General features: G+C 65.3%; 25 protein-coding genes. 15 read left to right on the top strand and 10 right to left on the bottom strand.

Annotation, left to right across the window (positions count from 1 at the left end; translation table 11 throughout):
• Positions 1-501: 501 nt before the first annotated feature.
• A complete protein-coding gene (locus LOC56_RS02970; RefSeq protein WP_229950296.1) occupies positions 502-1,170 on the bottom strand; it encodes a potassium channel family protein in 669 nt (222 codons plus the stop codon).
• A complete protein-coding gene (locus LOC56_RS02965) occupies positions 1,163-2,572 on the bottom strand; it encodes a TrkH family potassium uptake protein (protein ID WP_229950293.1) in 1,410 nt (469 codons plus the stop codon). The genes LOC56_RS02970 and LOC56_RS02965 overlap by 8 nt, the downstream gene beginning before the upstream one ends.
• Positions 2,573-2,709: 137 nt before the next feature.
• On the opposite strand from LOC56_RS02965, the gene LOC56_RS02960 reads away from it, so the two are divergent.
• From LOC56_RS02960 to LOC56_RS02930, 7 genes are all read left to right on the top strand, one after another.
• On the top strand, positions 2,710-3,888 hold the full coding sequence (locus tag LOC56_RS02960) for an acetoin utilization protein AcuC (RefSeq protein ID WP_229950290.1): 1,179 nt from the start codon (positions 2,710-2,712) through the stop codon (positions 3,886-3,888).
• A gap of 75 nt (positions 3,889-3,963) precedes the next feature.
• The gene (locus LOC56_RS02955; RefSeq protein WP_229950288.1) at positions 3,964-4,338 is read left to right on the top strand and encodes a TetR/AcrR family transcriptional regulator; all 375 of its coding nucleotides are present in this window, start codon (positions 3,964-3,966) and stop codon (positions 4,336-4,338) included.
• Entirely contained in the window at positions 4,335-4,697 is a 363-nt protein-coding gene (locus tag LOC56_RS02950; protein WP_229950286.1) for a hypothetical protein, read from the top strand. Before LOC56_RS02955 ends, LOC56_RS02950 begins: the two co-directional genes overlap by 4 nt.
• A gap of 104 nt (positions 4,698-4,801) precedes the next feature.
• Entirely contained in the window at positions 4,802-5,281 is a 480-nt protein-coding gene (locus LOC56_RS02945) for an ArsR/SmtB family transcription factor (RefSeq protein WP_229950285.1), read from the top strand.
• Between the two features lie 104 nt (positions 5,282-5,385).
• On the top strand, positions 5,386-6,726 hold the full coding sequence (gene gdhA, locus LOC56_RS02940) for an NADP-specific glutamate dehydrogenase (protein ID WP_229950283.1): 1,341 nt from the start codon (positions 5,386-5,388) through the stop codon (positions 6,724-6,726).
• A gap of 198 nt (positions 6,727-6,924) precedes the next feature.
• The gene (locus LOC56_RS02935) at positions 6,925-7,137 is read left to right on the top strand and encodes a helix-turn-helix domain-containing protein (protein ID WP_227919077.1); all 213 of its coding nucleotides are present in this window, start codon (positions 6,925-6,927) and stop codon (positions 7,135-7,137) included.
• A gap of 209 nt (positions 7,138-7,346) precedes the next feature.
• Positions 7,347-7,445: a 30S ribosomal protein bS22 gene (locus tag LOC56_RS02930; RefSeq protein ID WP_003792170.1), complete on the top strand. Its 99-nt coding sequence runs from the start codon at positions 7,347-7,349 to the stop codon at positions 7,443-7,445.
• A 138-nt stretch (positions 7,446-7,583) separates the two neighbouring features.
• Here the strand turns inward: LOC56_RS02930 and LOC56_RS02925 are convergent, their stop codons facing one another.
• Positions 7,584-8,396 carry an HAD family hydrolase gene (locus LOC56_RS02925; RefSeq protein ID WP_229950280.1) on the bottom strand — a complete coding sequence of 271 codons (813 nt, stop codon included), beginning with the start codon at positions 8,394-8,396 and terminating at the stop codon, positions 7,584-7,586.
• Between the two features lie 66 nt (positions 8,397-8,462).
• Here LOC56_RS02925 and LOC56_RS02920 point away from each other — a divergent pair, with 66 nt between their 5' ends.
• Positions 8,463-8,714, top strand: a complete 252-nt coding sequence (locus LOC56_RS02920) for a glutaredoxin family protein (protein WP_229950279.1) — start codon at positions 8,463-8,465, stop codon at positions 8,712-8,714.
• Positions 8,714-9,472 (top strand): redox-sensing transcriptional repressor Rex, encoded by a 759-nt coding sequence (locus LOC56_RS02915; protein WP_442860056.1) that lies wholly within the window; start codon positions 8,714-8,716, stop codon positions 9,470-9,472. Before LOC56_RS02920 ends, LOC56_RS02915 begins: the two co-directional genes overlap by 1 nt.
• On the opposite strand, the gene LOC56_RS02910 is transcribed toward LOC56_RS02915, so the two are convergent.
• The 3 genes from LOC56_RS02910 to LOC56_RS02900 all read right to left on the bottom strand — a co-directional run bounded on the left by LOC56_RS02910 (position 9,428) and on the right by LOC56_RS02900 (position 13,169).
• Positions 9,428-11,203, bottom strand: coding sequence for a hypothetical protein (locus LOC56_RS02910; protein WP_229950277.1), 1,776 nt, complete (start codon positions 11,201-11,203; stop codon positions 9,428-9,430). The two genes, LOC56_RS02915 and LOC56_RS02910, sit on opposite strands and share 45 nt — an antisense overlap.
• Before the next feature lie 485 nt (positions 11,204-11,688).
• Positions 11,689-12,408, bottom strand: a complete 720-nt coding sequence (locus tag LOC56_RS02905) for a hypothetical protein (protein WP_229950275.1) — start codon at positions 12,406-12,408, stop codon at positions 11,689-11,691.
• 221 nt (positions 12,409-12,629) lie between these two features.
• Positions 12,630-13,169: a YceI family protein gene (locus tag LOC56_RS02900; protein ID WP_229950383.1), complete on the bottom strand. Its 540-nt coding sequence runs from the start codon at positions 13,167-13,169 to the stop codon at positions 12,630-12,632.
• 162 nt (positions 13,170-13,331) lie between these two features.
• Between LOC56_RS02900 and LOC56_RS02895 the strand changes: the two genes are divergently transcribed.
• The 5 genes from LOC56_RS02895 (at position 13,332) to ccsB (ending at position 18,309) form a co-directional block, all read left to right on the top strand.
• Entirely contained in the window at positions 13,332-13,994 is a 663-nt protein-coding gene (locus LOC56_RS02895) for a histidine phosphatase family protein (protein ID WP_229950273.1), read from the top strand.
• Between the two features lie 59 nt (positions 13,995-14,053).
• Positions 14,054-14,689: a TlpA family protein disulfide reductase gene (locus tag LOC56_RS02890; protein WP_442860054.1), complete on the top strand. Its 636-nt coding sequence runs from the start codon at positions 14,054-14,056 to the stop codon at positions 14,687-14,689.
• 5 nt (positions 14,690-14,694) lie between these two features.
• Entirely contained in the window at positions 14,695-15,492 is a 798-nt protein-coding gene (locus LOC56_RS02885; protein ID WP_229950272.1) for a cytochrome c biogenesis CcdA family protein, read from the top strand.
• A gap of 67 nt (positions 15,493-15,559) precedes the next feature.
• Complete coding sequence (gene resB, locus LOC56_RS02880) at positions 15,560-17,281, top strand: cytochrome c biogenesis protein ResB (protein ID WP_442860053.1); 1,722 nt, start codon at positions 15,560-15,562, stop codon at positions 17,279-17,281.
• Complete coding sequence (ccsB, locus tag LOC56_RS02875) at positions 17,281-18,309, top strand: c-type cytochrome biogenesis protein CcsB (RefSeq protein ID WP_229950270.1); 1,029 nt, start codon at positions 17,281-17,283, stop codon at positions 18,307-18,309. The genes resB and ccsB overlap by 1 nt, the downstream gene beginning before the upstream one ends.
• Positions 18,310-18,464: 155 nt before the next feature.
• Here the strand turns inward: ccsB and LOC56_RS02870 are convergent, their stop codons facing one another.
• Positions 18,465-18,836, bottom strand: coding sequence for a PLD nuclease N-terminal domain-containing protein (locus LOC56_RS02870; RefSeq protein ID WP_229950268.1), 372 nt, complete (start codon positions 18,834-18,836; stop codon positions 18,465-18,467).
• A gap of 84 nt (positions 18,837-18,920) precedes the next feature.
• Here LOC56_RS02870 and LOC56_RS02865 point away from each other — a divergent pair, with 84 nt between their 5' ends.
• Positions 18,921-19,226 carry a DUF4229 domain-containing protein gene (locus LOC56_RS02865; protein WP_229950267.1) on the top strand — a complete coding sequence of 102 codons (306 nt, stop codon included), beginning with the start codon at positions 18,921-18,923 and terminating at the stop codon, positions 19,224-19,226.
• A gap of 23 nt (positions 19,227-19,249) precedes the next feature.
• Here the strand turns inward: LOC56_RS02865 and LOC56_RS02860 are convergent, their stop codons facing one another.
• The 3 genes from LOC56_RS02860 to LOC56_RS02850 are packed head-to-tail and all read right to left on the bottom strand — an operon-like array spanning position 19,250 to position 22,279.
• Positions 19,250-20,134: a 1,4-dihydroxy-2-naphthoate polyprenyltransferase gene (locus LOC56_RS02860; protein ID WP_229950265.1), complete on the bottom strand. Its 885-nt coding sequence runs from the start codon at positions 20,132-20,134 to the stop codon at positions 19,250-19,252.
• A 47-nt stretch (positions 20,135-20,181) separates the two neighbouring features.
• Entirely contained in the window at positions 20,182-21,318 is a 1,137-nt protein-coding gene (locus LOC56_RS02855) for an AMP-binding protein (RefSeq protein ID WP_229950263.1), read from the bottom strand.
• Positions 21,319-21,325: 7 nt separating this feature from the next.
• On the bottom strand, positions 21,326-22,279 hold the full coding sequence (locus LOC56_RS02850) for a 1,4-dihydroxy-2-naphthoyl-CoA synthase (RefSeq protein ID WP_229950262.1): 954 nt from the start codon (positions 22,277-22,279) through the stop codon (positions 21,326-21,328).
• Positions 22,280-22,289 lie beyond the last annotated feature (10 nt).

Raw genomic sequence — 22,289 nt, 5'->3', positions numbered from 1 at the left:
GCCGGACGCTGACGCTGCCGTCTCCGCCAGGCCCTGCGGCCGGACGCTGACGCTGCAAGCCCAGCACGGCGCGCAGGGATCCCTCGGTTTGTCGGGATCCCTGCGGGTTGTGGCAATCCCTGCGCCGCGCTACGGAGGGAAATGGACAAACCGCAGGGCTATGGACAAACCGAAGCCTCACGGGTGGGGCTGCTCGTGCCGGGGGGATGCCCAGCTCATTCGAGTTCCGCTTACCGGGCTGTGCGGCCGGCTGTGCAGGCTGTTCTGCGTCCCCTCGGCGCCTAGGCCCGGGAACAGGAAATCGCGCACACGCTGACCGCGTAGCTCCGTCTTGCTCCGCAGACGAGGCGCGTGCAGGTGCGAACCGCCGTAAGGCGTGGCGGAGGCGGCTTTAATATTCCAAGCGAGCTCTGCGAGCGAGGAATTTCGTTGCCGCCGGAGCCACGCCTGAAGCAGCCCACGGCGGCCCAAGGCGCCCCGAAGGGCCCCGAAAACCCGAATCTACGGTCGGGCCGCGAAGCGTTCGAGCAGATCCACGTGGCCGGACACGATCAGGGTGTCGCGGCTGGAGACCTTGGTGTTCGGCTGCGCGTAGGTGAAGTCCTCGCCCGGGGACTTCACGCCCACGACAGTGACGCCGTACTTGGCGCGAACATTTGACTCGCCCAGGGTGAAGCCCTGCGTCTCCTTGGGCGGGTACATCTTGACGATTGCGAAACCGTCGTCGAACTCGATGAAGTCCAGCATCCGGCCGCCCACCAGATGCGCGGCCCGCCGGCCGGCGTCGGCCTCCGGATAGATCACGTGGTTCGCGCCGATGCGGGTGAGGATCTTGCCGTGGGCAGGCGTAATGGCTTTGACCCACAAGTGCTCGATGCCCAGGTCCACCAGGTTCACGGTGATGAGCACGCTGGACTCGATCGAGGTTCCCACGCCCACGACGGCGGCCGAGAAGTCCTCGGCGCCCAGCTGTTTGAGTGCCTCGATGTTGGTCGCGTCGGCCTGGACCACGTGCGTCAGCAGGCCCGAGGCCTTCTGTACGAGCGCCGGATCGCGTTCCACGGCCAGCACCTCGCGGCCCTGCCGGACCAGCTGCTCGGCGGTGGCTGCACCGAAGCGGCCAAGTCCGATGACCAGGACCGGTGCGTTGTGGGGAGGTCTGTCAGCCAATGATCGGCCTTTCTTCGGGGTAGTGGTAAAGGGTGTTGCGGTGGCGCACGGCGAGCGCCGCGGCAAGGGTGATGGTGCCGACGCGTCCGGCAAACATGAGCATCGACAGGACGTATTTGCCCGAAGGCGGCAGGGCCTCACTGAGGCCCGTGCTCAGCCCCACCGTGGCGAAGGCGGAAATCACCTCGAACACGACCGGTTCCAGGGATTCATCCGTGATGACCAGGAGCGCGGACGTGGCCACCGCCACCAGTGTGGCGCCCAGGATGGTGACCGAGATGGCCACCCGCATGGCGCCCTGGGGGATGGTGCGGCCGAAGGCGCGGACATCGGTGTCGCCGCGGGCTTCGGCAACCACGGCCAGGAACAGGACGGCGATGGTGGTGACCTTGATGCCGCCGGCAGTGGAGGCGGAACCGCCGCCCGCGAACATCAGCATGTCGGTAATGAGCAGGGTGCTGGAGTCCAGGTCCGTCATGGAAACCAGGTTGAAGCCGCCGGAGCGGGTCATCACCGAAGCGAAGATCGAGTGGATGATTTTGTCGCCCAGGGACAGGTCCCCGATGGTGCGGCTGTTGAACCACTCGAACGCACCCCAGATCACGGCACCGGCCACCAGCAGGATGGAGGACACCAGTATTGTCAGCTTGGTATGCAGGTTCCATTTGCTGACCCGGGCGCGGGTCTGCAGCAGGACCATGATGACGGGAAAGCCGAGCGAGCCGATAAAAACACCGATCATCAGCGGAATGAGGATCCACAGGTCCTCTTCATACGGCACCAGGCCGTCGGAGTGCGGCGTGAACCCGGCGTTGTTGAACGCGGAAATGGAATAGAAGACCGCATGCCAGATGGCCTGGCCCGGGGACTCGCCCAGGATCATGAAGCGCGGCGCCATGATCACGGCGAGGGCCAGTTCAATGACGACGGCGGTGCTGAAGACAATGCGCAGCAGGTGGCCCACTTCGCCGAGCCGGCCGGTGTTCATGCCTTCCTGGGCCATGAGCTTGCCGCGGACGCCGAGCCGCTTGTTCACGGCCAGGGCCAGCAGTGAGGCCAGGGTCAGGATGCCCAGACCGCCCACCTGGATCGCGATCAGGATCAGCACCTGCCCGAAGGTGGACCAGTAGGTGGCGGTGGAGACCACTGTCAGGCCGGTGACGCAGACCGCGGAAACGGCAGTAAAGAAGGCATCGTGCAGCGGTGCGGATTCTCCGCTGCTGGAAGCGGCAGGCAGGCTCAGCAGGGCGGTGAACAGCAGGATGACCAGGCTGAAGACGATCAGCGCCAGCCGGGCCGGCCGGCCGGTGACCAGCCCGCCCACGAACTCGCGAACCCCGGTAACGATGGCGGGACCGCTGCGCTGCTCTTTCTCCAGCAGTGATTGCCGTGGGATTGCCATGGTGGTCCAGTTCTTTTCCGCGGGTTTCCGCAAGTAGTAGCACTTATCCGTCAGATGGGCGCGGACACCAATATCAGAGTAGCGCCCACATCACGTAGCCTGTCTGCATGATCAGTTCCGGGTTAAGCCTTCCCATTATGCCGACGTGCATTGTCTGGGATGAATCCATGCTGGCTTACGACTTCGGCGCAGGCCATCCGATGAGCCCGGCGCGCCTGGATCTTACCGCCCGGCTGGCCCGTGAACTGGGACTTTTCGACCTCCAGGGGGTCTCCATGGCCGAGCCGTATGTCGCCTCGGCAGCCGACCTCCTGACCGTCCACGGCTTCGACTACATCAGCGCGGTGCAGGCCGCCGGCGCCGATCCGGCGAACTGCAATACGCTGCTGGGGCTGGGAACCGAGGACACCCCCGCCTTCGCCGGCATGCACGAGGCCAGTGCCCGGCTGGTCGGCGGTTCCCTGGCCGCCGCGGACGCCATCCTCTCCGGCGAAGCTACGCATGCGGTCAACTTTGCCGGCGGGATGCACCATGCCGGCTATGAAAAGGCCTCCGGCTTCTGCGTGTACAACGACGCCGCGGCCGCCGTCGCGCGGCTCCTCGCCAATGGTGTGCAGCGGGTGGTGTACATCGACGTCGACGCCCATCACGGCGACGGCACGCAGAACATCTTCTGGGACGATCCTCGCGTGATGACCATTTCGCTGCACGAAAGCGGTCTGACCCTGTTCCCGGGGACGGGATTCTCCAATGAAACCGGCGGCAAGGCAGCCGAAGGAACCGCGGTCAACATCGCGGTCCCGGCGCGCACCTCGGACGCCGGCTGGCTGCGGGCGTTCCACGCAGTGGTTCCCCAGCTGACGGAGGCCTTCGCTCCGGAAGTGATTGTCAGCCAGCACGGCTGCGACAGCCACACGGATGATCCCATGACCAGCCTCCGGATCAGCGTGGAGGCGCAGCGGCAGGCCGCCCTGACCATCAGCGACCTTGCCGGCCGGCTGTGCGAGGGCCGATGGATCGCCACCGGGGGAGGAGGCTACAACGTCGCCTCCGTGGTGCCGCGGTCCTGGGCGCTGCTGATGTCAGTGGCTGCCAACGGGCGGGTGCGTCCCGCCACCCCGCTGCCCCCGGCCTGGCGCGACTATGTGCTGGAAAAGCACGGAGTGAAGTCCGGCGAGACGCTGGGGGACGGGGCGGATATCTGGTGGCGGTCCTGGGAAGTGGGCTATGACCCGAATGACGAGATCGACCGGACCGTGATGGCCACCCGCAAGGAACTGTTCCCGCTGCACGGACTGGATCCGTGGTTCGACTAGCCACTGCGGCAGTTGGCGGGGAAACGGCGAAAACTTTTTCTTGACTGATCGTTCTTGAATGACTATTCTCAAACCATGGGTCGTCCACGTAAGTTTGAGGAAACGGGTGCAGTGGATGCCGCCGCGGCGGTATTCCGGCAGCGAGGGTATGCGTCGACCTCGGTAGACCACCTTGTCGAAGCGACGGGGGTGCATCGGGGCAGCCTGTATGGGGTCTTCGGGAGCAAGCACGGGCTGTTTCTGCGGGTTCTCGATGCGGTCGACCCGGCGAGCGGTTCGGATGAAAGTCTCGACGTGATCCTGGTCGGATTGCTTGAACTCGCCCCTACCGACCAGCGTGTCCGCGAGCAGATTGCGCGTCTTCTCGAAGCGGACAACATCACCGAAGAGCAACTAGGCAGGCGCCTGCTGACCCGCGCAGGGCTGCACAAGGAGAAGGATTCGGCATGAGCAGCAACAAAGTCACGGTCACCCCAGCGAACCTCGTGGTCGAACCGGTCGGACTGAACAAAATGTGGTCGTTCAAGCGCCGCCTGCGGTTTCCGCTCGAGCACGTCCGGGGAGCGACCTTCGACCCAGGTATGCGAGACGAACCGAAGGGCTGGCGCGGTCCCGGCCTTGGCCTTCCGGGGAAGCTGTCCGGCACCTTCCATTCCGGTGGGAAAAAGCAGTTCTGGAATATTTCCGGATATGACCGCGCCGTCGTCATCACGCTCGATCCCGCGGAACAATTCGACCGACTCGTGATCACGGTCGAAGACCCGCACCAGCTAGTGGACATGATCAACAACGCAGTGGGCGCACGCTAGGGCAGCAGAACCGCGCAAAACATCAAACAACGTCCTTACCTCGTGCAACTAGCGTTACGTTCCTTCGGGATGCTCCCGGTCCCATATCCGCTAGGGTAAATGCCATGGTCTTTGACGATGTGTTTGCAGTAATCGCGGAAGGTACGCGGCGTGAAATCCTGGGCGCCCTGCGTACCGGCGACAAGTCCGTAGGGACACTGGTGGAAGAACTTGAGGTCAGCCAGCCCACGGTTTCCAAACACCTCAAAGTGCTGCGCGAAGCCGGGCTCGTCTCCATGCGGGCCGAAGGCCAGCGACGCTACTACTCGCTGGAGACTGCTCCGCTGGAGGAGCTGGTCCTGTGGCTGCGGGCCTTTGACCTCCCGTCACTTACGGAGTCCCGCCTGGCCTCCGTTTCTGCAAGCCCGCAGCCCGCCACCGCGGCTTCCGTGGCGGCAGGCGCGCTGGTGCCAGGCGCCGCAGAGGCCCGCCAGCTACCAGTGGACGCGGGCGTGCAGAACCTCGGCCGCACCGTGGGACGGGCCGCCGAGCGGGCCGCCGACCTCTTCGGCCAGTTCCCTAAATTCCGCCGCCGCCGACCCTAGGGACGCGGCAGGCAGGCACTTTGGCCCGCCCTCCATCGCATCCCCGGCGTCCGCGGGGCTAGCGTAGTCCTAACCGGGGGAATCCAACCTCTAAGGAGCAGCACATGGAACGTGTACTGACACGCGTACGCGACGACGTATTCCGCCGCAATCCCGGTGAGACTGAGTTTCACCAGGCCGTTGTGGAAGTCTTCGACTCCCTCGCCCCCGTGCTGCGCAAGCATCCCGAATTTGCCGAGGCCGCGATCCTGCAGCGGATCTGCGAACCCGAACGGCAGATCATCTTCCGGGTGCCCTGGGTAGACGACAAGGGCCAGGTGCAGATCAACCGGGGCTTCCGGGTGGAATTCAACTCCGCCCTCGGTCCGTACAAGGGCGGGCTCCGGTTCCACCCCTCCGTGTACCTGGGCATCATCAAGTTCCTCGGTTTCGAACAGATCTTCAAGAACGCACTCACCGGCATGCCGATCGGCGGTGGCAAGGGCGGCTCGGACTTTGACCCGCGGGGAAAATCAGACGCTGAAGTGATGCGTTTCTGCCAGTCCTTCATGACCGAGCTGTACCGGCACATCGGTGAGTACACGGATGTTCCGGCCGGTGACATCGGCGTCGGCGGCCGCGAGATCGGTTACCTCTTCGGACAGTACAAACGCATCACCAACCGCTATGAATCGGGTGTCCTCACCGGGAAGGGCGTGAGCTGGGGTGGATCCCTGGTCCGTCCCGAGGCCACCGGCTACGGTGCGGTGATGTTTGTCGAGGAGATGCTCAAGACCAAGGGCATGAGCCTGGACGGGCAGCGGGTTATTGTCTCCGGATCAGGCAATGTGGCCATCAACGCCATAGACAAGGCCCAGATGCTCGGCGCCACAGTGGTGGCCTGCTCTGATTCCTCGGGCTACATAGTTGATGAAAAGGGCATTGACGTTCCGTTGCTGCGGCAGATCAAGGAGGTGGAGCGGGGCCGGATCTCGGAATATGCCGAGCGCCGCGGACACTCCGTGAACTACGTGACGGAGGGTTCCATCTGGAACGCGGGAGCCGGCGTCGCCCTGCCCTGCGCCACCCAGAACGAACTGGACGAAGCAGACGCGCTGGCACTGATCAAGTCCGGGATCCGGGCCGTGGCCGAGGGCGCGAACATGCCGTGTACTCCTGCCGCCATCGCCGCCTTCCAGGCCGCCGGGGTGTTGTTCGGCCCGGGTAAGGCCGCCAACGCGGGCGGTGTCGCCACCTCCGCCCTGGAGATGCAGCAGAACGCCAGCCGGGATTCCTGGTCCTTCGAGCATACGGAACGCCGGCTCAGCGAAATCATGGTCAATATCCATGAACGGTGCGCCCGAACGGCCGAGGAATACGGCTCGCCCGGCGACTACGTTGTGGGCGCCAACATCAGCGGCTTCGTGAAGGTAGCCGATGCAATGCTCGCCCAGGGCGTGATCTAGGACCGGCTTGCACCGGCCGTGCCTGCGGCCGCGGAAAGAACTTCCACTATGGTTACTCCTGCCACTACAGTAGGGACCATACGGGGCCATCAGTGACGCACGTCGCAACAGGCCGGTGACGCGATGTCCTTCAGCCGCAGGTGCTCCCACATGGCTTGCTGTGGGAAACGGCGGCAATGAGCAAAGGAACGGGACTAAATGGCAGACGAGGGAAACTTCTCGGATGTGCGGTTTCTGACGGTATCGGAAGTTGCCGACGTCATGCGGGTCTCCAAGATGACCGTGTACCGGCTGGTCCATTCCGGCGAACTGCCGGCCGTCCGTTTCGGCCGGTCCTACCGTGTGCCGGAATCGGCCGTCCAGAAGGTACTCCGGGACGCCGTTATCGACCGGCGTACAGACACCGCCTGAGCCCTGCATCGGGTACGCCGCGTCGATGGGCAGCGCCGGCACGGGCCGTTCCCGGTTGCTGGTACGGGCTGGCAAATTCCACAGCCCTGAAGCTGTACCCTGTTAAGGAACGTTTTAATCGAAAGCCAGTAACTACCGGCAACCAGCCCCTGTGCCCACGGCAGCAGGGGAGGGGAACCGGTGACTCCTAATAAGTTTGTGAGGACTCTGTGGGTTCAGTAATTAAGAAGCGCCGCAAGCGTATGGCCAAGAAGAAGCACCGCAAGCTGCTTCGCAAGACCCGCCACCAGCGTCGCAATAAGAAGTAGATCCTTCTTAGCGACCGTTGTCAGCTGGCCCCCGCTGCACGTGCAGTGCCGGGTCCGCTACGGCAGAGCCCGCCAGTCCTCAGGGATAGGCGGGCTCCGGTTTTTAAGGGGCTTTGGGTGGTGAGCTGTGCAGGGCGGTCAGCGGGCCCGCACCCAGGAGAAACCCCGCCACAGCCCGTAGGTCGCCCCGGCAACGGTCGCGGACTTCAGGCCCAGTGTTGCTGCCCTGCGCCCTGAACGGAAGTCGTACACGGGCCAGTTGCGCTCACGGGCATGACGGCGGAGGCGTGCGTCCGGATTGATCGCCACCGGATGCCCCACCAGACTCAGCAGCGGAACGTCGTTGTAGGAATCGCTGTACGCCCAGCAGCTTTGCAGGTCCAGGCCTTCTTTCTCGGCCAGTGCCCGGACACCGGCAGCCTTGGCTGGTCCATGTAGGAACTCACCCACCAGGCGTCCGGTGTACATGCCGTCGGCGACCTCGCTGACAGTGCCGAGGGCCCCGGTGAGATCGAGCCTGCTGGCGATGACCGAAGCAACTTCGATGGGTGTTCCAGTGACCAGCCAAACCGGCCGCCCGGACTTCATATGCTGCTGGGTCAGCGCCCGGGTGCCGGGCCAGATCTTGGAGACAATCATCTCGTCGTAGACTTCTTCGCCCAGCGTGCGTACATCCTCCGAAGAGAGACCAACGGCGAAGGCCAAGGCCGCATCGCGGACCGAGTGGACGTCCTTGAGGTTTTCACCCTGCAGCATGAACCGCAGCTGTTTTCTCGCGAACCCGGCTGCTTCACGGATCGTGAAGACTTTCCGCTGGTACATTTTCCGACCCACGTGGAACAGGCTGGCGCCGCGCATAAGCGTATTATCGACGTCGAAAAAGGCCGCTTCGCCAGGTTTGCCCGCCGCATCCGTGGTTCCGGTGGCTCGGACTACAGTGGCTCGGGGCATGGTCCGAGTCTACGCAAAACCCGGCCTGAGCGCGGAAATCCGACGTATTGGGGCTATTTTGGACATATGAGTGAATCCGTCGGACCGGAAGTCGTCCTCCTTACCCGACCGGGCTGCCATCTGTGCGAAGACGCCCGCCTGGTGCTCCGGCGCGTGGGGGAGGACCTTGGCGTGGCCTGGCAGGAACGCAGCGCGGAGGAGGACCCGGAACTCGCCGCCCGCTTTGGCGAGGAGATTCCGGTGTTGTTCATCGACGGCGTTCAGCGGGACTTCTGGAAAATCGACGAAACACGGCTGCGGCGTCTGCTGGGGGCGTGATGGCACCCGAGGAAGTCCGGTCGGAACGAGCAGCCCTGGAGCGCGACACGGCCAACAGCGACCAACCGGCCCCAACGCCGTCGGCTGGTGCTGGAGCAGGACGACACATACCGCCGGCGTCGCTGGCGCGGTTGACCATTTACTTGAGGGCGTTGTCCGCCATGCTCGCTGACGGGATAGAACGTGTGTCCTCCGAAGAGCTGGCCGAAGCCGCCGGCGTGAATTCGCCCAAGCTGCGCAAGGACCTGTCCTACCTGGGGTCCTACGGGACCCGGGGTGTTGGATATGACGTCCCGTATCTCAGCGGACAGATTTCCGCCGCGCTTGGCCTGACATTGAACTGGCGTGTAGCCATAGTAGGTGCAGGCAACCTCGGCCGTGCATTGGCAGGCTATCCCGGGTTCGGTTCAAGGGGCTTCGAGGTTGTGGCACTGTTCGACGCCGACCCGATGGTTATCGGCCAGGAGGTGGGCTGGCTAAGGATCAGCCCGGTGGACTCGCTTGAAGCAGTGCTCGCGAAGACCGGGGCAAACATGGCGGTGCTCTCGGTGCCCGCCGAGGTTGCCCAGGATCTATGCGACCGCCTCGTGGAGTCAGGTATTACCAGCATCCTCAGCTTTGCTCCCGTAGTGCTCCAGGCGCCCGAGCATGTCCAGATCCGCAAAGTGGACATGGCGACCGAACTGCAGATCCTTGCCTACCACGCACAGCGTTCACAGGTTTCGCAGATCGCCGCCCGGGCCCGCCTGGCGCGCTAGGACCGGATCCGCCTGCGGGGGTTCCGTCTGGGCTTCCAGTTGATGGTGCGGCTTTGTTTGGTGCCTTAGCGGCGAGAGTGGCTGCACAGACAGTACCCGCCGGCGGAACCACGGAGCTGCTCCTTTCGTGAAGGTGATCGCGGCTCCTGCGACAGCCAGGGCTGCAGCAAGTGACTGGGTCCGGGTTCCTGCGTTCAGCGCATAGAACAGCGCCGTGCCCGCAAGGACCGCGGAGGCTATCCGCGCCCAGCGGCGCTTGTCCCGAACGGCAACCGCAAGCAGGAGTGCGGTTCCCATGATCACCAGGGCGTAGGCGAGCTCGATCGCCGCGAGCGTCCTGGCATAGTGGGTGGCGGTCACTCCGTACCGCTCGAGGAGGGACAGGGCAGGCGGCAGCGAATCCGGTATCGGCGTCCGGGAAATGGTTGAAACGGTGCCCCACAGATTGAGCAGGCCTGCCCCGGAAATCAGGACGAATGCCGCTGCAATGGCAGGAACCGGGTTGCCGGTATTTGCCGGCAGCCGACGTTGCACGGCCCGCACCACCACTGCTATCGCGTGCGCCGTGGTGCGCGCTGCCACGGCCGTAGCGTGGGCAACGGCGCGGGATACCACTGAGACGGTATGTGCGACGGCGCGGGATCCTACCGCTGTGGCGTGGGCTGTGGCGTGGGCTGTGGTGCGGGCTGCACTTGAGGCGGTATGTGCGACGGCGCGGGATCCTACCGCTGTGGCGTGCGCCGTGGTGCGGGCGCCTACTGCCGTGGCGTGGGCGGTGGTGCGGGCTCCTATGGCTGTGGCGTGCGCCGTGGCGGAGGCTGCGACGACAGTCGCGTGGGCCGTGGTTCGAGCGCCTACCGCTGTGGCGTGGGCGGTGGTGCGGGCTGCCGTCGAAACGGAGTGTGCGACGGCGCGGGCGGTCACCGCTGTGACGTGCGCCGTGGTGGAGGCTGCGACGACAGTCGCGTGGGCGATGGCGTGAGCTGCTACCGATACCGCGTGGGCGACGGCGCGGCCTCCTACCGCTGTGGCGTGCGCCGTGGTGGAGGCTGCGACGACAGTCGCGTGGGAGACGGCGTGAGCTGCTACCGATACCGCGTGGGCGACGGCGTGAGCTGCTACCGATACCGCATGGGCGACTGTGCGCGCCCCGGCAGCCGTCGTGCGCGTGGCGGCTTGGGCCGCCGCTGATGTGGCGTGTGCAGCGGACACCATCCAATTCCAGAAGGTATGGGCCACGTCTTGGGCCCAGGCCCAAGCGGCACGGGCTCCGGCGCCAACCCGATTGGCCCCGGTCTGGACCGCAGCGCTGGTGGCATGGGCACCTGCCTGGACCTGTTTGGATGTTGCATGCGCCCCGGCTTGGACTCCGGCGGATGTTGCGCGGGCCCCCGACTGGACCCGCAATGAAACGGCGTGCGCCCCGCTGCGGACCCCGACCACCCCCGTACGGAACCCGGCGGCGGTTGCCTGCGCTCCGGCCCGGGTTCGATTCGAGGTGGCGTGTGCCGCGGCCTGGATATACGTGGACGTGCTGCGCACCAAGCTGCGGAGCCAGGTGTAGGTTCCCTGCACACCGGTGCGGAGCCAAGCGTAGGTTCCAACCGCTCCGACGCGTAGCCAAGCCGATATACCTCCCGCCCCGACGCGGAGCCAGGCGGATATACCCCGCAGTCCTGAATCCAACCACGCAAAGGTGCCGCGCAGGCCGCTGGTAGTCCAGGCGACCATGCCCTGAAACCCTGCCCGGAGCCAGAGGTAGAGGGCATGGTCGCTGCCCTCCTCCCCGGTCGCTGCGGACGAGCCGGGTTCAGGAGAGGTAACTTCCTCCCCTCTCGGGGAGCCATGGCCAGGGTCTGAACCGGATAAGTCGCCCCCGGATACCGTTGGGGGATAGAGCGGTACTTCCGGGATGAAGATGTTCGTCCCTTCATACGAATCGACTGCCCGCTGCAGAAGGCGCAGGGGAATGCGCGTTTTTTGCTGCTGCGGGTTAGGAAGCAGAGCTGCCATGGTCCTCCCCTTCACGGCGGAACGGCACCTCCGGGGCGCCTTGCCTAGGAACTCACCGCCGGAAGAGAACACAACGCTACGCGGGCGCGACCGGCATGTGACCCCTCCACTGCGAAACCCGATCCGGCAAGGGAAAAGTCCCGCCGAAACCGACGGGACTCTGCGTGGATGCCCGGGGGTGCTGAGGCGGGAGGGTGCTCAGCTCAGTAGGGGTACAGCGGAGCCTTTCGGAAGTACGGGGTGGACGGCCGCAGATACAGCATCACGATTCCGGCAATTCCCAGCAGGCTGGACACCAGCGAAATCAGGCTCACGGGTGAGGTGAAGTAAGCGCCCAGCATGGTGAAGATGCCGATCAAGGAGAAGGCGGCAAACACCGTGCCTAGAATGCGGGCCCAGTTCTTCCCCCGCCGCACAAAGAGGGCGATCAACAGGTAGATTGCAAAGCCGATCAGGGCCACAACGATGCCAAAGGAAATGAGGAAGGAGTTCACGCTTTCTCCGTCCAGACCTGTTTCGGCGAATGCCTGCTCCTCCTGGGGAGTCATGATCGACGGCAGGCTGAACGAGGTGATGACGTTGTTGATGAGGCTCAGCACGCCGGCAGCAATGATCAGCCACGACCCGATGATGACCTCGCGCGGGGCAGGGCCCTTCGGCTGTTTTGCCGGCGGCGCGTAGGCGTAGGGCTGGGTGTAGCCGGAGGGCTGCGTATAGCCGGAGGGTCCGGTCTGGTCGTAGGGTCGGCCGGGAGCGTATTGGCCGTACTGCGGCTCCGGACGGGAGTCGGGAGCGGTCCCGGGAGCGGTAAATCCATCTGAATCCGCAGGGCCGCCGGCACCTGCGGGGCTGCTTGGACCGCCAGGATTGGTCGGGTGGTTGGGCTCGCGCCCTGACTCGGGAGTGTTCTCTGGTGTAGTCATGTCCGCCTGCTTGCTGGTTGGAATCTCGAAGCGGCTGGACGAAGGTGCCATCGGCCTGGCCGGGGGCGCCCCCGCAGCCAAGCATCCAGCGTATCGCGGAGGGTCCGGGACAGTCAGGGGTCCCGAAAAACCGTCCCGAAAAACCGCGCCGAAAACAGTCCCGGAAAAAACGGCCCCGGACCAATTGGTCCGGGGCCGCCCTGTGGGGGGAATGGGGGTTTCTAGGCTGCTACGAAGGCTGCGTCAACGTTGATGGTGACCTTGTCGCCCACCAGGACGCCGCCGGTTTCCAGTGCCGCGTTCCAGGTCAGGTCGAAATCCTTGCGGCTGATGACCGTGCTGGCGGAGAAACCGGAGCGGGTGGCGCCGAAGGGATCCACGGCCACACCGTTGAACTCCGTGTCCATAACGACGGAGTGGGTGATGCCCTTGATCGTCAGGTCGCCTGTGATCTTGTAGGTGGAGCCGGCGCTTTCAATTCCGGTCGCAGTGAACGTCAGTTCCGGGAACTGCTCGACGTCGAAGAAATCCGCGCTCTTGACGTGTGCATCACGGTTGGCGTCGTTGGAGTTGAAGGAATCGGCGGCAATAACCGCAGTGACCACGGTTTCGTTCAGGGTCTCGCCGACCACGAGGGTTGCTTCGACCTTGTCGAAGTTGCCGCGGACCTTGCTGATGCCGGCGTGACGGACAGTGAAGCCCACTTCGCTGTGCGAGGCGTCGAAATTCCAAGTTCCTGTGGTGAGGCCGCTGGGGATCATGGAGAGCTCCTTCTGGTAGCAGTGCTGCCGGGAGGCCCCGACGGCACTTTCATGCATTTGCATACAGTGTTGCACGACTTGGTTAAAGGTTCAAGTGAAATGCCCCACCCGGAGATTTGCAGAGATTTAGCTGACGGCCCCATCTCTGCGAAACTGGGACACATGTCCCGCTCATCCATACACCTCGTACGCCACGGTGAAGTCTTCAACCCGGACAAGGTCCTCTACGGACGCCTCCCGGAGTTCCATTTGTCCGACCTCGGGCGCCAGATGGCGGACCGCGTGGCGGAACACTTCATCGAAGAGCGCAGCAAGGGTGCCAACCTGGTCTACCTGGTTGCTTCGCCGCTGACCCGGGCCCAAGAGACAGCCGCCCCTTTGGCGGCCGGGCTGAACCTGGAGATCTCGACGGATGAGCGGATCATTGAGGCGGAAAACCGCTTTGAGGGCATGTCCCGCATTAAGAGCCAACTGCGCAATCCGCGCTACTGGCCGCTCCTGCGCAATCCCATGCGTCCCTCCTGGGGGGAGCCGTATGCCAAGCAGGTTGCCCGCGTGATGTCTGCCGTCGACGACGCGCGGATGCGTGCAGTGGAACTCGGCGGAGACAACGCCGAAGCGGTTTTGGTCAGCCACCAGCTGCCCATCTGGGTCACCCGGCTCGCAGCCGAGGGCAAGAAGCTCTGGCACGATCCCCGCCAGCGTGAGTGCACCCTGACTTCCGTCACAACCCTGGAGTTCGACGGCGCTGTACTCACCGGCGTGCGCTACGCCGAGCCCAGTGAGGACCTCCTTCCCGGTGCAGCAAATGTTCCGGGAGCATAATAGAATTACTACGCGTTGTAGAAGTGGCTCCTCCCTGCCGCGATGAAAGCTGGAAATCCTTGAAGAACCGCACACGCCCTGCTGAGCCGGAAGCCCTTGGGCGCCGCTCCTTCCTTCGGCTCGGTGCCGGGCTGGCCCTGGCCGTCCCCTTTGCCGCAGCTGCCGCCGGCTGCTCCACGGATGACCCCCTGGCCGAGCAGGCCAACGCAGGAGACAACAAGAACTACATTGCCGGCGACGGCTCCGTCACTGAGTACGACGCCGCCGAGCGCGGAGAAGCGGTGCAGCTCACTGGAACCCTGTTCGACGGCACCGAGGTATCCTCCGCTGACTGGGCGGGCGACGTCGTCGTGCTCAACTTCTGGTACGCGGCCTGCGCTCCGTGCAGGAAGGAAGCCCCGGACCTGGTGGAGCTGCACGATGAGTTCACAGGTGCCGGCGCCCGCTTCTACGGCGTGAACATCCGGGACGAGAAGGCGACCGCGGAAGCGTTCGAGCGTAACTTCAACATTCCCTACCCCAGCTTCAGGGACAAGGACGGCGGCGTGCTGCTGGCCATGACCAACTTCGTTCCACCGTCGGCCGTGCCCACCACGCTGGTGCTGGACCGTCAGGGCCGCGTAGCTGCCCGCATCCTCGGACTGGCCGACAAGGGCACCTTGAAGGCCCTGATCAGCGACTCGCTGGCAGCGTAGGGACAGTGTCCTTCCTTCCCGCCGTTGTGGCCCCGGTGGCCGAGTCCACCGCCAATACCTTTGCTGACACCGTACTGAACGGGTCCGTTCTGCTGGCCATCCCCGTGGCTGCCCTCGCCGGCCTCGTGTCCTTCCTTTCCCCCTGCGTGCTGCCGCTGGTTCCGGGCTACCTCGGTTATGTCACGGGGTTGACCGGCGTTGATCTGCAGAAGCAGCGGCGGGGCCGGATGTTCGCCGGGATCGGATTGTTCGTACTCGGTTTCTCCGTGGTCTTCGTGGCCCTGGGCGCCGGAATCGGACAGCTGGGTGCATGGCTGAAAGGCTCCGAACAGGCCTGGATCTCGCAGGTCCTCGGCCTCGTCGTGATCCTGCTGGGCATCGTTTTCATGGGTGGCATGAGCTGGTTCCAGCGCGACCGCAAGATCGAAGCCAAGCCTCCCGCCGGGCTCTGGGGAGCTCCGGTGCTCGGCATCACCTTCGGCCTGGGCTGGGCGCCGTGCATCGGCCCCACGCTTTCAGCGGTCCAGTTGCTTTCCTTCTCCGGCAGCGACGCCAGTGCCGCAAAGGGAGCGCTGCTGACCTTTGTGTACTGCCTCGGGCTGGGGCTGCCGTTCCTGCTCATCGCCGTCGGGTTCCGCCGCGGAATGGGTGCCCTCGGCATCTTCCGCCGCCACCGGCTGGCCCTGCAGCGTTTCGGCGGCGGCATGCTGATTGCCCTGGGCCTGCTGATGGTCAGCGGAGTCTGGAACCTGTGGATCAACCAGCTCCAAGGTTGGTTGGGTAACGTGACCCTGCCGATCTGATGCCCAAACCAACGAATTCTGAGAACAGACGACCAATGAGAACACCTTGACCCCGGGACCGGATGACGTGACAGACAAAGCAACAACGCCCCGCCCGTCCAAGCCACGCCCCGACAAGGGACGCAGGGACGACGTCGCGCTGCCAGCCCTGGGGCTGCTCGGCACGCTGCGCTGGGCCTGGAACCAGCTGACCAGCATGAAGACGGCGCTGTTCCTGCTGCTGCTGCTCGCCGTCGCCGCCGTGCCGGGTTCTCTGTTTCCGCAGCGCCCCGCCGATCCCTCGGTGGTCACGCAGTACATCAAGGACAATCCCGAAACCGGCCCTTGGCTGGACCGCTTCCAGCTTTTCGACGTGTATTCCTCCGTCTGGTTCTCGGCGATCTACCTGCTGCTGTTCATCTCGCTGATCGGCTGCGTGATTCCCCGGGCCAAGGCCCACTTCAAGGCCATGCGCTCCAAGCCCCCGCGCACTCCGAGCCGCCTTTCCCGGATGCCCGAGTACGGCACGCTTACCGTGCCGGCGTCGATGTCTATGACGCCGGCCGAAGCCGTGCGGGACGCCGCCTCAATCCTGCGCCGCCGCGGCTACCGCGTGGATGTCAGGGACGTGGACACCGACCGGCCCTCCGTTGGAGCCGAGCGCGGATTCGCCAAGGAACTGGGCAACCTGGTGTTCCACACCAGCCTGATCGGCGTCCTGGCCTGCGTGGCTTTGGGCGGGCTGTTTGGCTACAGCGGGCAGAAGATCGTGGTGGAGGGCGAGTCCTTCGTCAACACCCTGGTCAGCTACGACACCTTCACGCCGGGCTCCAACTTCACCGAAGACCAGTTGAGCCCGTACTCGCTGACGCTGGACGACTTCGAGATCGAATTCGACCGTGAATCCGAGACCCACTACGGCCAGCCCCTGGACTTCACGGCGAACGTGACCGTGAAGGAAGATCCCGAGGCCGAGGCCGAGGAACAGGTACTGAAGGTCAACTCGCCCCTGACGCTGGGCGGCACGCGCGTGTACCTGGTGGGTAACGGCTACGCCCCGGTAGTGACGGTGCGCGACGGCGAGGGCAACGTGGCGCTGGAAGGCCCGGTTGTCGCGGTGCCCACGGATGCCATGTACACCTCCCTTGCCGTGATCAAGGCCCCGGACGCCAAGCCCGACCAGCTGGGCTTCGTCGGGTTCTTCCTGCCCACCGCCATGATCGACGACGCCGGCGTCAGCTACTCCGGTGACCCCGATCCGATCAACCCCCAGCTGAACCTCAACTCCTACTACGGGGACCTGGGACTGGACGAAGGTGTACCCTCCAACGTCTACGTGCTGGAAACCGAAGACCTGACCCCGCTGAACAACCGTGACCTCGACGCCGGCGGCATCGTGCTGGGCGCCAACCAGACTTACGAGCTCCCCGACGGCAAGGGGTCCATCACCTTCAGCGACCTCAAACGCTACGCCGCCCTGGACATCCACTACGATCCGGGAAAGACCGGCGTCCTCGTGTTTGCCGTGCTCTCCCTGTCCGGTCTGGCTGCCTCGCTGTTCCTGGCCCGCCGGCGGGTCTGGGTCCGGGCGGGCCAGCATGCCGACGGACGGGTCATGGTCGAATACGGGCTGCTGGCCCGGGGCGAAGATCCCCGGCTCACCAGTGAAGCCGCTGCCCTCCGCGGCCTGTTTGCCGCGAAGTGGTTGGCACCGCAGGACCCGCAGGGACACAATGTTGGGCGGGTCAGCGTACCCGCAAACGCATCGGCGGATAGCAGCGCCGCAGAAGAACCACGTAAGGACCAGTAATGCCATCCATCGATTACACCCTCGCCCTCTACAGCGAGCGCTTTATGCTGCTGGCGGCATTCGCCTACACGGTCGCCTTCCTCGCGTTCGCATGGGACCTGGCGAAAAGCAGCAAGACCATCCGGGCGGTGGAGAGCCGGCTGGAACAGAAGACCGCCGTGCGTGAAACCGTTCCCGCAGGCTCCGGCAACGGCTCCGCCCGGGATTGGGATGCCGACGGCAGCCGTGAGGCGCAGACCGCCGACAGCGCCATGGGCTACACCGGTCCGCGGCGCAACGCAGCACGGGTAGGCGTGGCGCTGACCGTGCTGGCCGCAGCCGTGCACGCGGCCGGCGTCGTCACCCGCGGCATGGCCGCGCACCGGGTGCCCTGGGGCAACATGTACGAGTTCTGCACTACGGGCGCCCTGGTCGTGGCCGTGGTGTTCCTGCTGGTGCTGACCCGCCGGGACCTGCGCTTCCTCGGCACCGTGGTGGTGGGCCTGGTCCTCGTCATGATGATGGCTGCCACCATGGGATTCCCGACGCCGGTGGCCCACCTGGTTCCCGCGCTGCAGAGCTACTGGCTGATCATCCACGTTTCAGTTGCCGTGATTGCCTCGGCACTGTTCACCCTGACGTTCGCCATGTCCGTCCTGCAGCTCCTGCAGGCGGACAGGGAAACCCGGATCCGCTCCGGACGCAAGGAACGGCTGCCCTTCATGCGCATCGTGCCCTCCGCGCAGAGCTTGGAAAACCTGTCCTACCGCATCAACGCAGTGGCATTCGTGCTGTGGACCTTCACCCTCATGGCCGGCGCCATCTGGGCCGAACAGGCGTGGGGCCGGTACTGGGGCTGGGACACCAAGGAAGTCTGGACCTTCGTAATCTGGGTGGTCTACGCCGGTTACCTGCACGCCCGTGCCACCCGCGGCTGGACCGGAACCCGTTCCGCCTGGCTGTCGATCGTTGGCTACCTGTGCGTGGTCTTCAACTTCACGATCGTCAACATGTTCTTCTCCGGACTGCACAGCTACTCCGGGGTCTAAATACTCCGGAGCCTGGCTCCACCGGGCCCTGGCGGCCCGGCAGGAAGACACAGAAAGACCCGTTCCGGGAACATCCGGAACGGGTCTTTTTTATGCGGTGACTTTTTATGCGGTGATATGGGTGATCCGCTGGCTGCGCAGGGCTGCAGGGATCCTCAGGCGCCGGGCTTGCCGTCGTCGTTCTGTTTATTCCTGCCTTCTTCCTTGGCCCTCAGCTCGGCCTCCCGGGCCCGGAGCTCGGCTTCCTTCTGAGCCTGGCGGCGCCGAACCTCGAGATTGCGCAGGAACTCGGGATCGTCGTCGGGCGCCGAAGGGCGCCGGGGCTCGCGCGGCCCGGGGCCTGCGGAAGGACGGCCGAACAGGAACCAGAGCACTGCGCCCAGGACCGGAATCAGGACGATGGTGAACATCCAGGACACTTTGGAGATGCTGCGCACCTCGTTTGCCCGGGACATGAGGCAGTCAATGGCGGCGTAAATGATCACGGCAGCGACGATGATGACGCCGAACAAGACAAGACGGGGCATACGGACATTGTAGTGGAGGGTACGGTCCGTGGCGCCGGGTGGACGGAAGGAACGCTAAGGGCGCCGAGCGCCTAGAATGAAGGCGTGGCTTTCTGGAAATTTACTGCTCTCCGCCTGGGTTTGGTGGCCGTCTTCTTCGTGATCTGCATGGTGCTGCAACTCGGCCTCCTGCTCTCGGCACTTGCTGCCGCCGTGCTGGCCTGGTGCGTGACCTACCTGTTTGCCCGCGATATGCGGGATGAAGCGGCCCGCACGGTGCAGCGGCGCTTCACCGAGGAACGTGCGCCCAAGCGCAACCGCGGTGAACTGGATGATTCCGAGGCAGAGGACACCTTGGTGGCCGAGAACCCGGACGTGCAGATCGACAACGACCGCCGCCGCGGCGCCTAGCCTGCCGCGGCGACGCGCTAAGCCTAGGCCAGCAGGCGGGTGAGGACGAGTCCGGCGCCGTAGAGCACGCTGAAGCCGAGGTTGATCAGCCCGGTGTGTTTCAGGACCGGGATCAGGCTGGAACCCTTCTTTCCGGTGAGCATCAGCCCGCAGGGCAGGATGCACGCCGGAATGAGCAGCAGCACCAACAGGATCCACGGGTAGCTGCCCGCGATGAAGAGCGGCAGCAGCAGGGCCAGGGCCAGCATCATCACGTAGCTGATCCGTGCCGCTCCGTCACCCAGCCGCACGGCGAGGGTCCGCTTGCCGGCCACCCGGTCCGTGGGGATGTCGCGGACGTTGTTGGCCATCAGCAGGGCCATGGCGATTAGGCCGGTACCGATGGCGCCCAGCACCGCGGCGGTGTTGATTTCCAGTGCCTGCGTGTAAGTGGTGCCGAGTGTGGCGACGAGCCCGAAGAACAAAAAGACGAAGATATCGCCCAGCCCCCGGTAGCCGTAGGGGTTCTTCCCGCCGGTGTACCCCCAGGCCGCGGCAACGCAGCCGATGCCCACGAGGATCAGGTACGGGGTGCCGGCCAGGACCACGAGGGCCACTCCCGCCAGCATGGCGGCGGCAAAGCACCCGAAGGCCGCGTACTTGACCTGCTTCGGGGACGCCAGCCGGGAGCCGGTCAGCCGCAGCGGCCCCACCCGGTTGTCATCCGTGCCGCGGATTCCGTCGGAATAGTCGTTCGCGTAGTTCACGCCCACCTGCAGCAGCACGGCGATCAGGGCGGCCAGGACGGCGCGGACGGGAGAGAACCCCCCGAGGTCGTACGCGGCGGCGGATCCGATGATGACCGGCGCGATTGCCATCGGCAGCGTCCTGGGGCGGGCGCCTTCTAACCATTGGGCGGCTGTAGCCACGGTGTTATTCCTTAGTTCTTGAGTTGAGACAGGTGCGTAAAGGCGGGTCAGTGCTGCGCTGCGGCCAGGAGCCGCAGCAGAGTCATCCGGTCCGCCTTGCCGTTGGGCAGCAAGGGCAGGGATTCAAGCAGCAGGACCACCTTCGGGACGGCAGCGGCGCCCAGCCGGGAGCGGACGGCGTCGCGGATCAGTTCGGGGTCCACGCTGCCCACGACGGCGGCGCCCACCCGGGAGCCCCATTCGGCGTCATCCAGGCCCAGCACAAACGCCTGCTCGACGCCGGCAACCGTCTCCACCGCCCCGGCCACGGCCTGCGCGGAGACCTTGATCCCGCCGCTGACAATAACGTCGTCCAGCCGGCCGGAGACGGTGACCCTGCCGGCGTCGTCCACCGTGCCGGTGTCATCCGTGCGGAACCAGCGGCGTCCGGAGTTGAACCGGAAACGGTCCTCGGTCAGGTCCGGCCGGCCCATGTACCCGTCCGAAAGGACGTCCCCGGCAATCCAGAGGCGCCCCTCCCACCGGATGACGTCGACGCCGGGCAGCGGAACGCCGTCGTAGACGCACCCGCCGCAGGTTTCGCTCATCCCGTAGGTGGTCACGACGTTCAGCCCGTAGCCGCGGGCCTTTTCCAGCAGGGGAGCGCCGGCCGGCGCCCCGCCGAGCAGGATGGCGTTGAACCGGCGCAGCACGCGCAGGGTTTCCGGCGCCGGATCCTGCAGCAGGCGGTGGAGCTGGGTGGGCACCAGCGAAGTGAAGCGGTTGCGGTCCGTCATGTCCTCCGCAGCGCGGGTGAACACCTCGGCGCTGAACGGCACGGACAGGTCCATAAAGACCGGCTGCGTCCCGGCGTACAGGGAGCGGACCAGGACCTGGATTCCGGCAATGTAGTTGACCGGCAGGGCCGCCAGCCACTGTCCGTCCGACTTCAGGGCCATGGCCGTGGCCATGGAGGACGCAGCCAGCGCGTCCGTGCTGAGCATGGTCTGCTTCGGGGTGCCGGTGGAGCCGGAGGTGCTGACCACCAGGGCTATGTCGTCATTGGGCAGCTCGCCCTCGAACGTCTGGTCCGGGTCGGTGTGCGGTGCCACCGCGGGGCCTTCCCCGGCCAGGGCATCGGCAAGCGGGGAGAGCAGCATGCCGGCGTCGAAGCCGGGTGTAATCAGGACTGGGAGCAGTTCCAAGGGGGTCCTAGAAGTAGTAGGGGAACGAGGACCAGTCCGGGTCACGTTTGGCCAGGAAGGCCTCCTTGCCCTCCACCGCCTCGTCCGTCATGTACGCCAGCCGCGTCGCCTCGCCGGCAAAGACCTGCTGTCCGGCCAGGCCGTCGTCGGCCAGGTTGAAGGCGAACTTGAGCATCCGGATGGCCTGCGGGGACTGCCGGGCAATGTCTGCGGCGTATTCCAGGGCGACCTTTTCCAGGTCTTCGTGGTCCACGGCTTCGTTTACCGCGCCCATGGCGACCATGTCCTCGGCGGAGTACTCCCGGGCCAGGAAGAAGATCTCGCGGGCCTTTTTCTGGCCGATCTGCCGGGCCAGCAGTGCCGAGCCGTAGCCGGCGTCGAAGCTGCCCACGGTCGCATCGGTCTGCTTGAACTTGCCGTGCTGGCGCGAGGCGATGGTTAGGTCCGAGACCACGTGCAGGCTGTGGCCGCCGCCGGCTGCCCAGCCGTTTACGACACTGATAACCACCTTGGGCATGGTGCGCATCAGGCGCTGGACTTCCAGGATGTGCAGCCGGCCGGCACGTGCCGGGTCGATGGTTTCCTTCGTTTCCCCGTCGGCGTACCGGTAGCCGTCACGGCCGCGGATCCGCTGGTCGCCGCCGGAGCAGAAGGAGTGGCCGCCGTCCTTGGGGGAGGGGCCGTTGCCGGTGAGCAGGACGGTGGCGACGTCGGGTGTCATCCGGGCATGGTCCATGGCCCGGTACAGCTCGTCCACGGTGCCCGGGCGGAAGGCATTGCGGACCTCCGGCCGGTTGAACGCGATACGCACGGTCGGCAGGTCCCGCACGACTGCGCCGTCGGCGTCGCGCTCCACCTGGCGGTGGTACGTCATGTCCTGCAGGTCCTCGAACCCGGAAACGAGACGCCACTGCTGCGGGTCGAAGATATCGGACACCTGTGCTGGAAGTTCTGTGCTCACAAACCGAGTT

It is taken from the genome of Arthrobacter sp. zg-Y179 (assembly GCF_020907345.1).
Classification (GTDB): domain Bacteria; phylum Actinomycetota; class Actinomycetes; order Actinomycetales; family Micrococcaceae; genus Arthrobacter_B; species Arthrobacter_B jinronghuae.
Note: the sequence above shows the minus strand (reverse complement) of the source record. Positions and strands in the feature narration are given on the sequence as shown.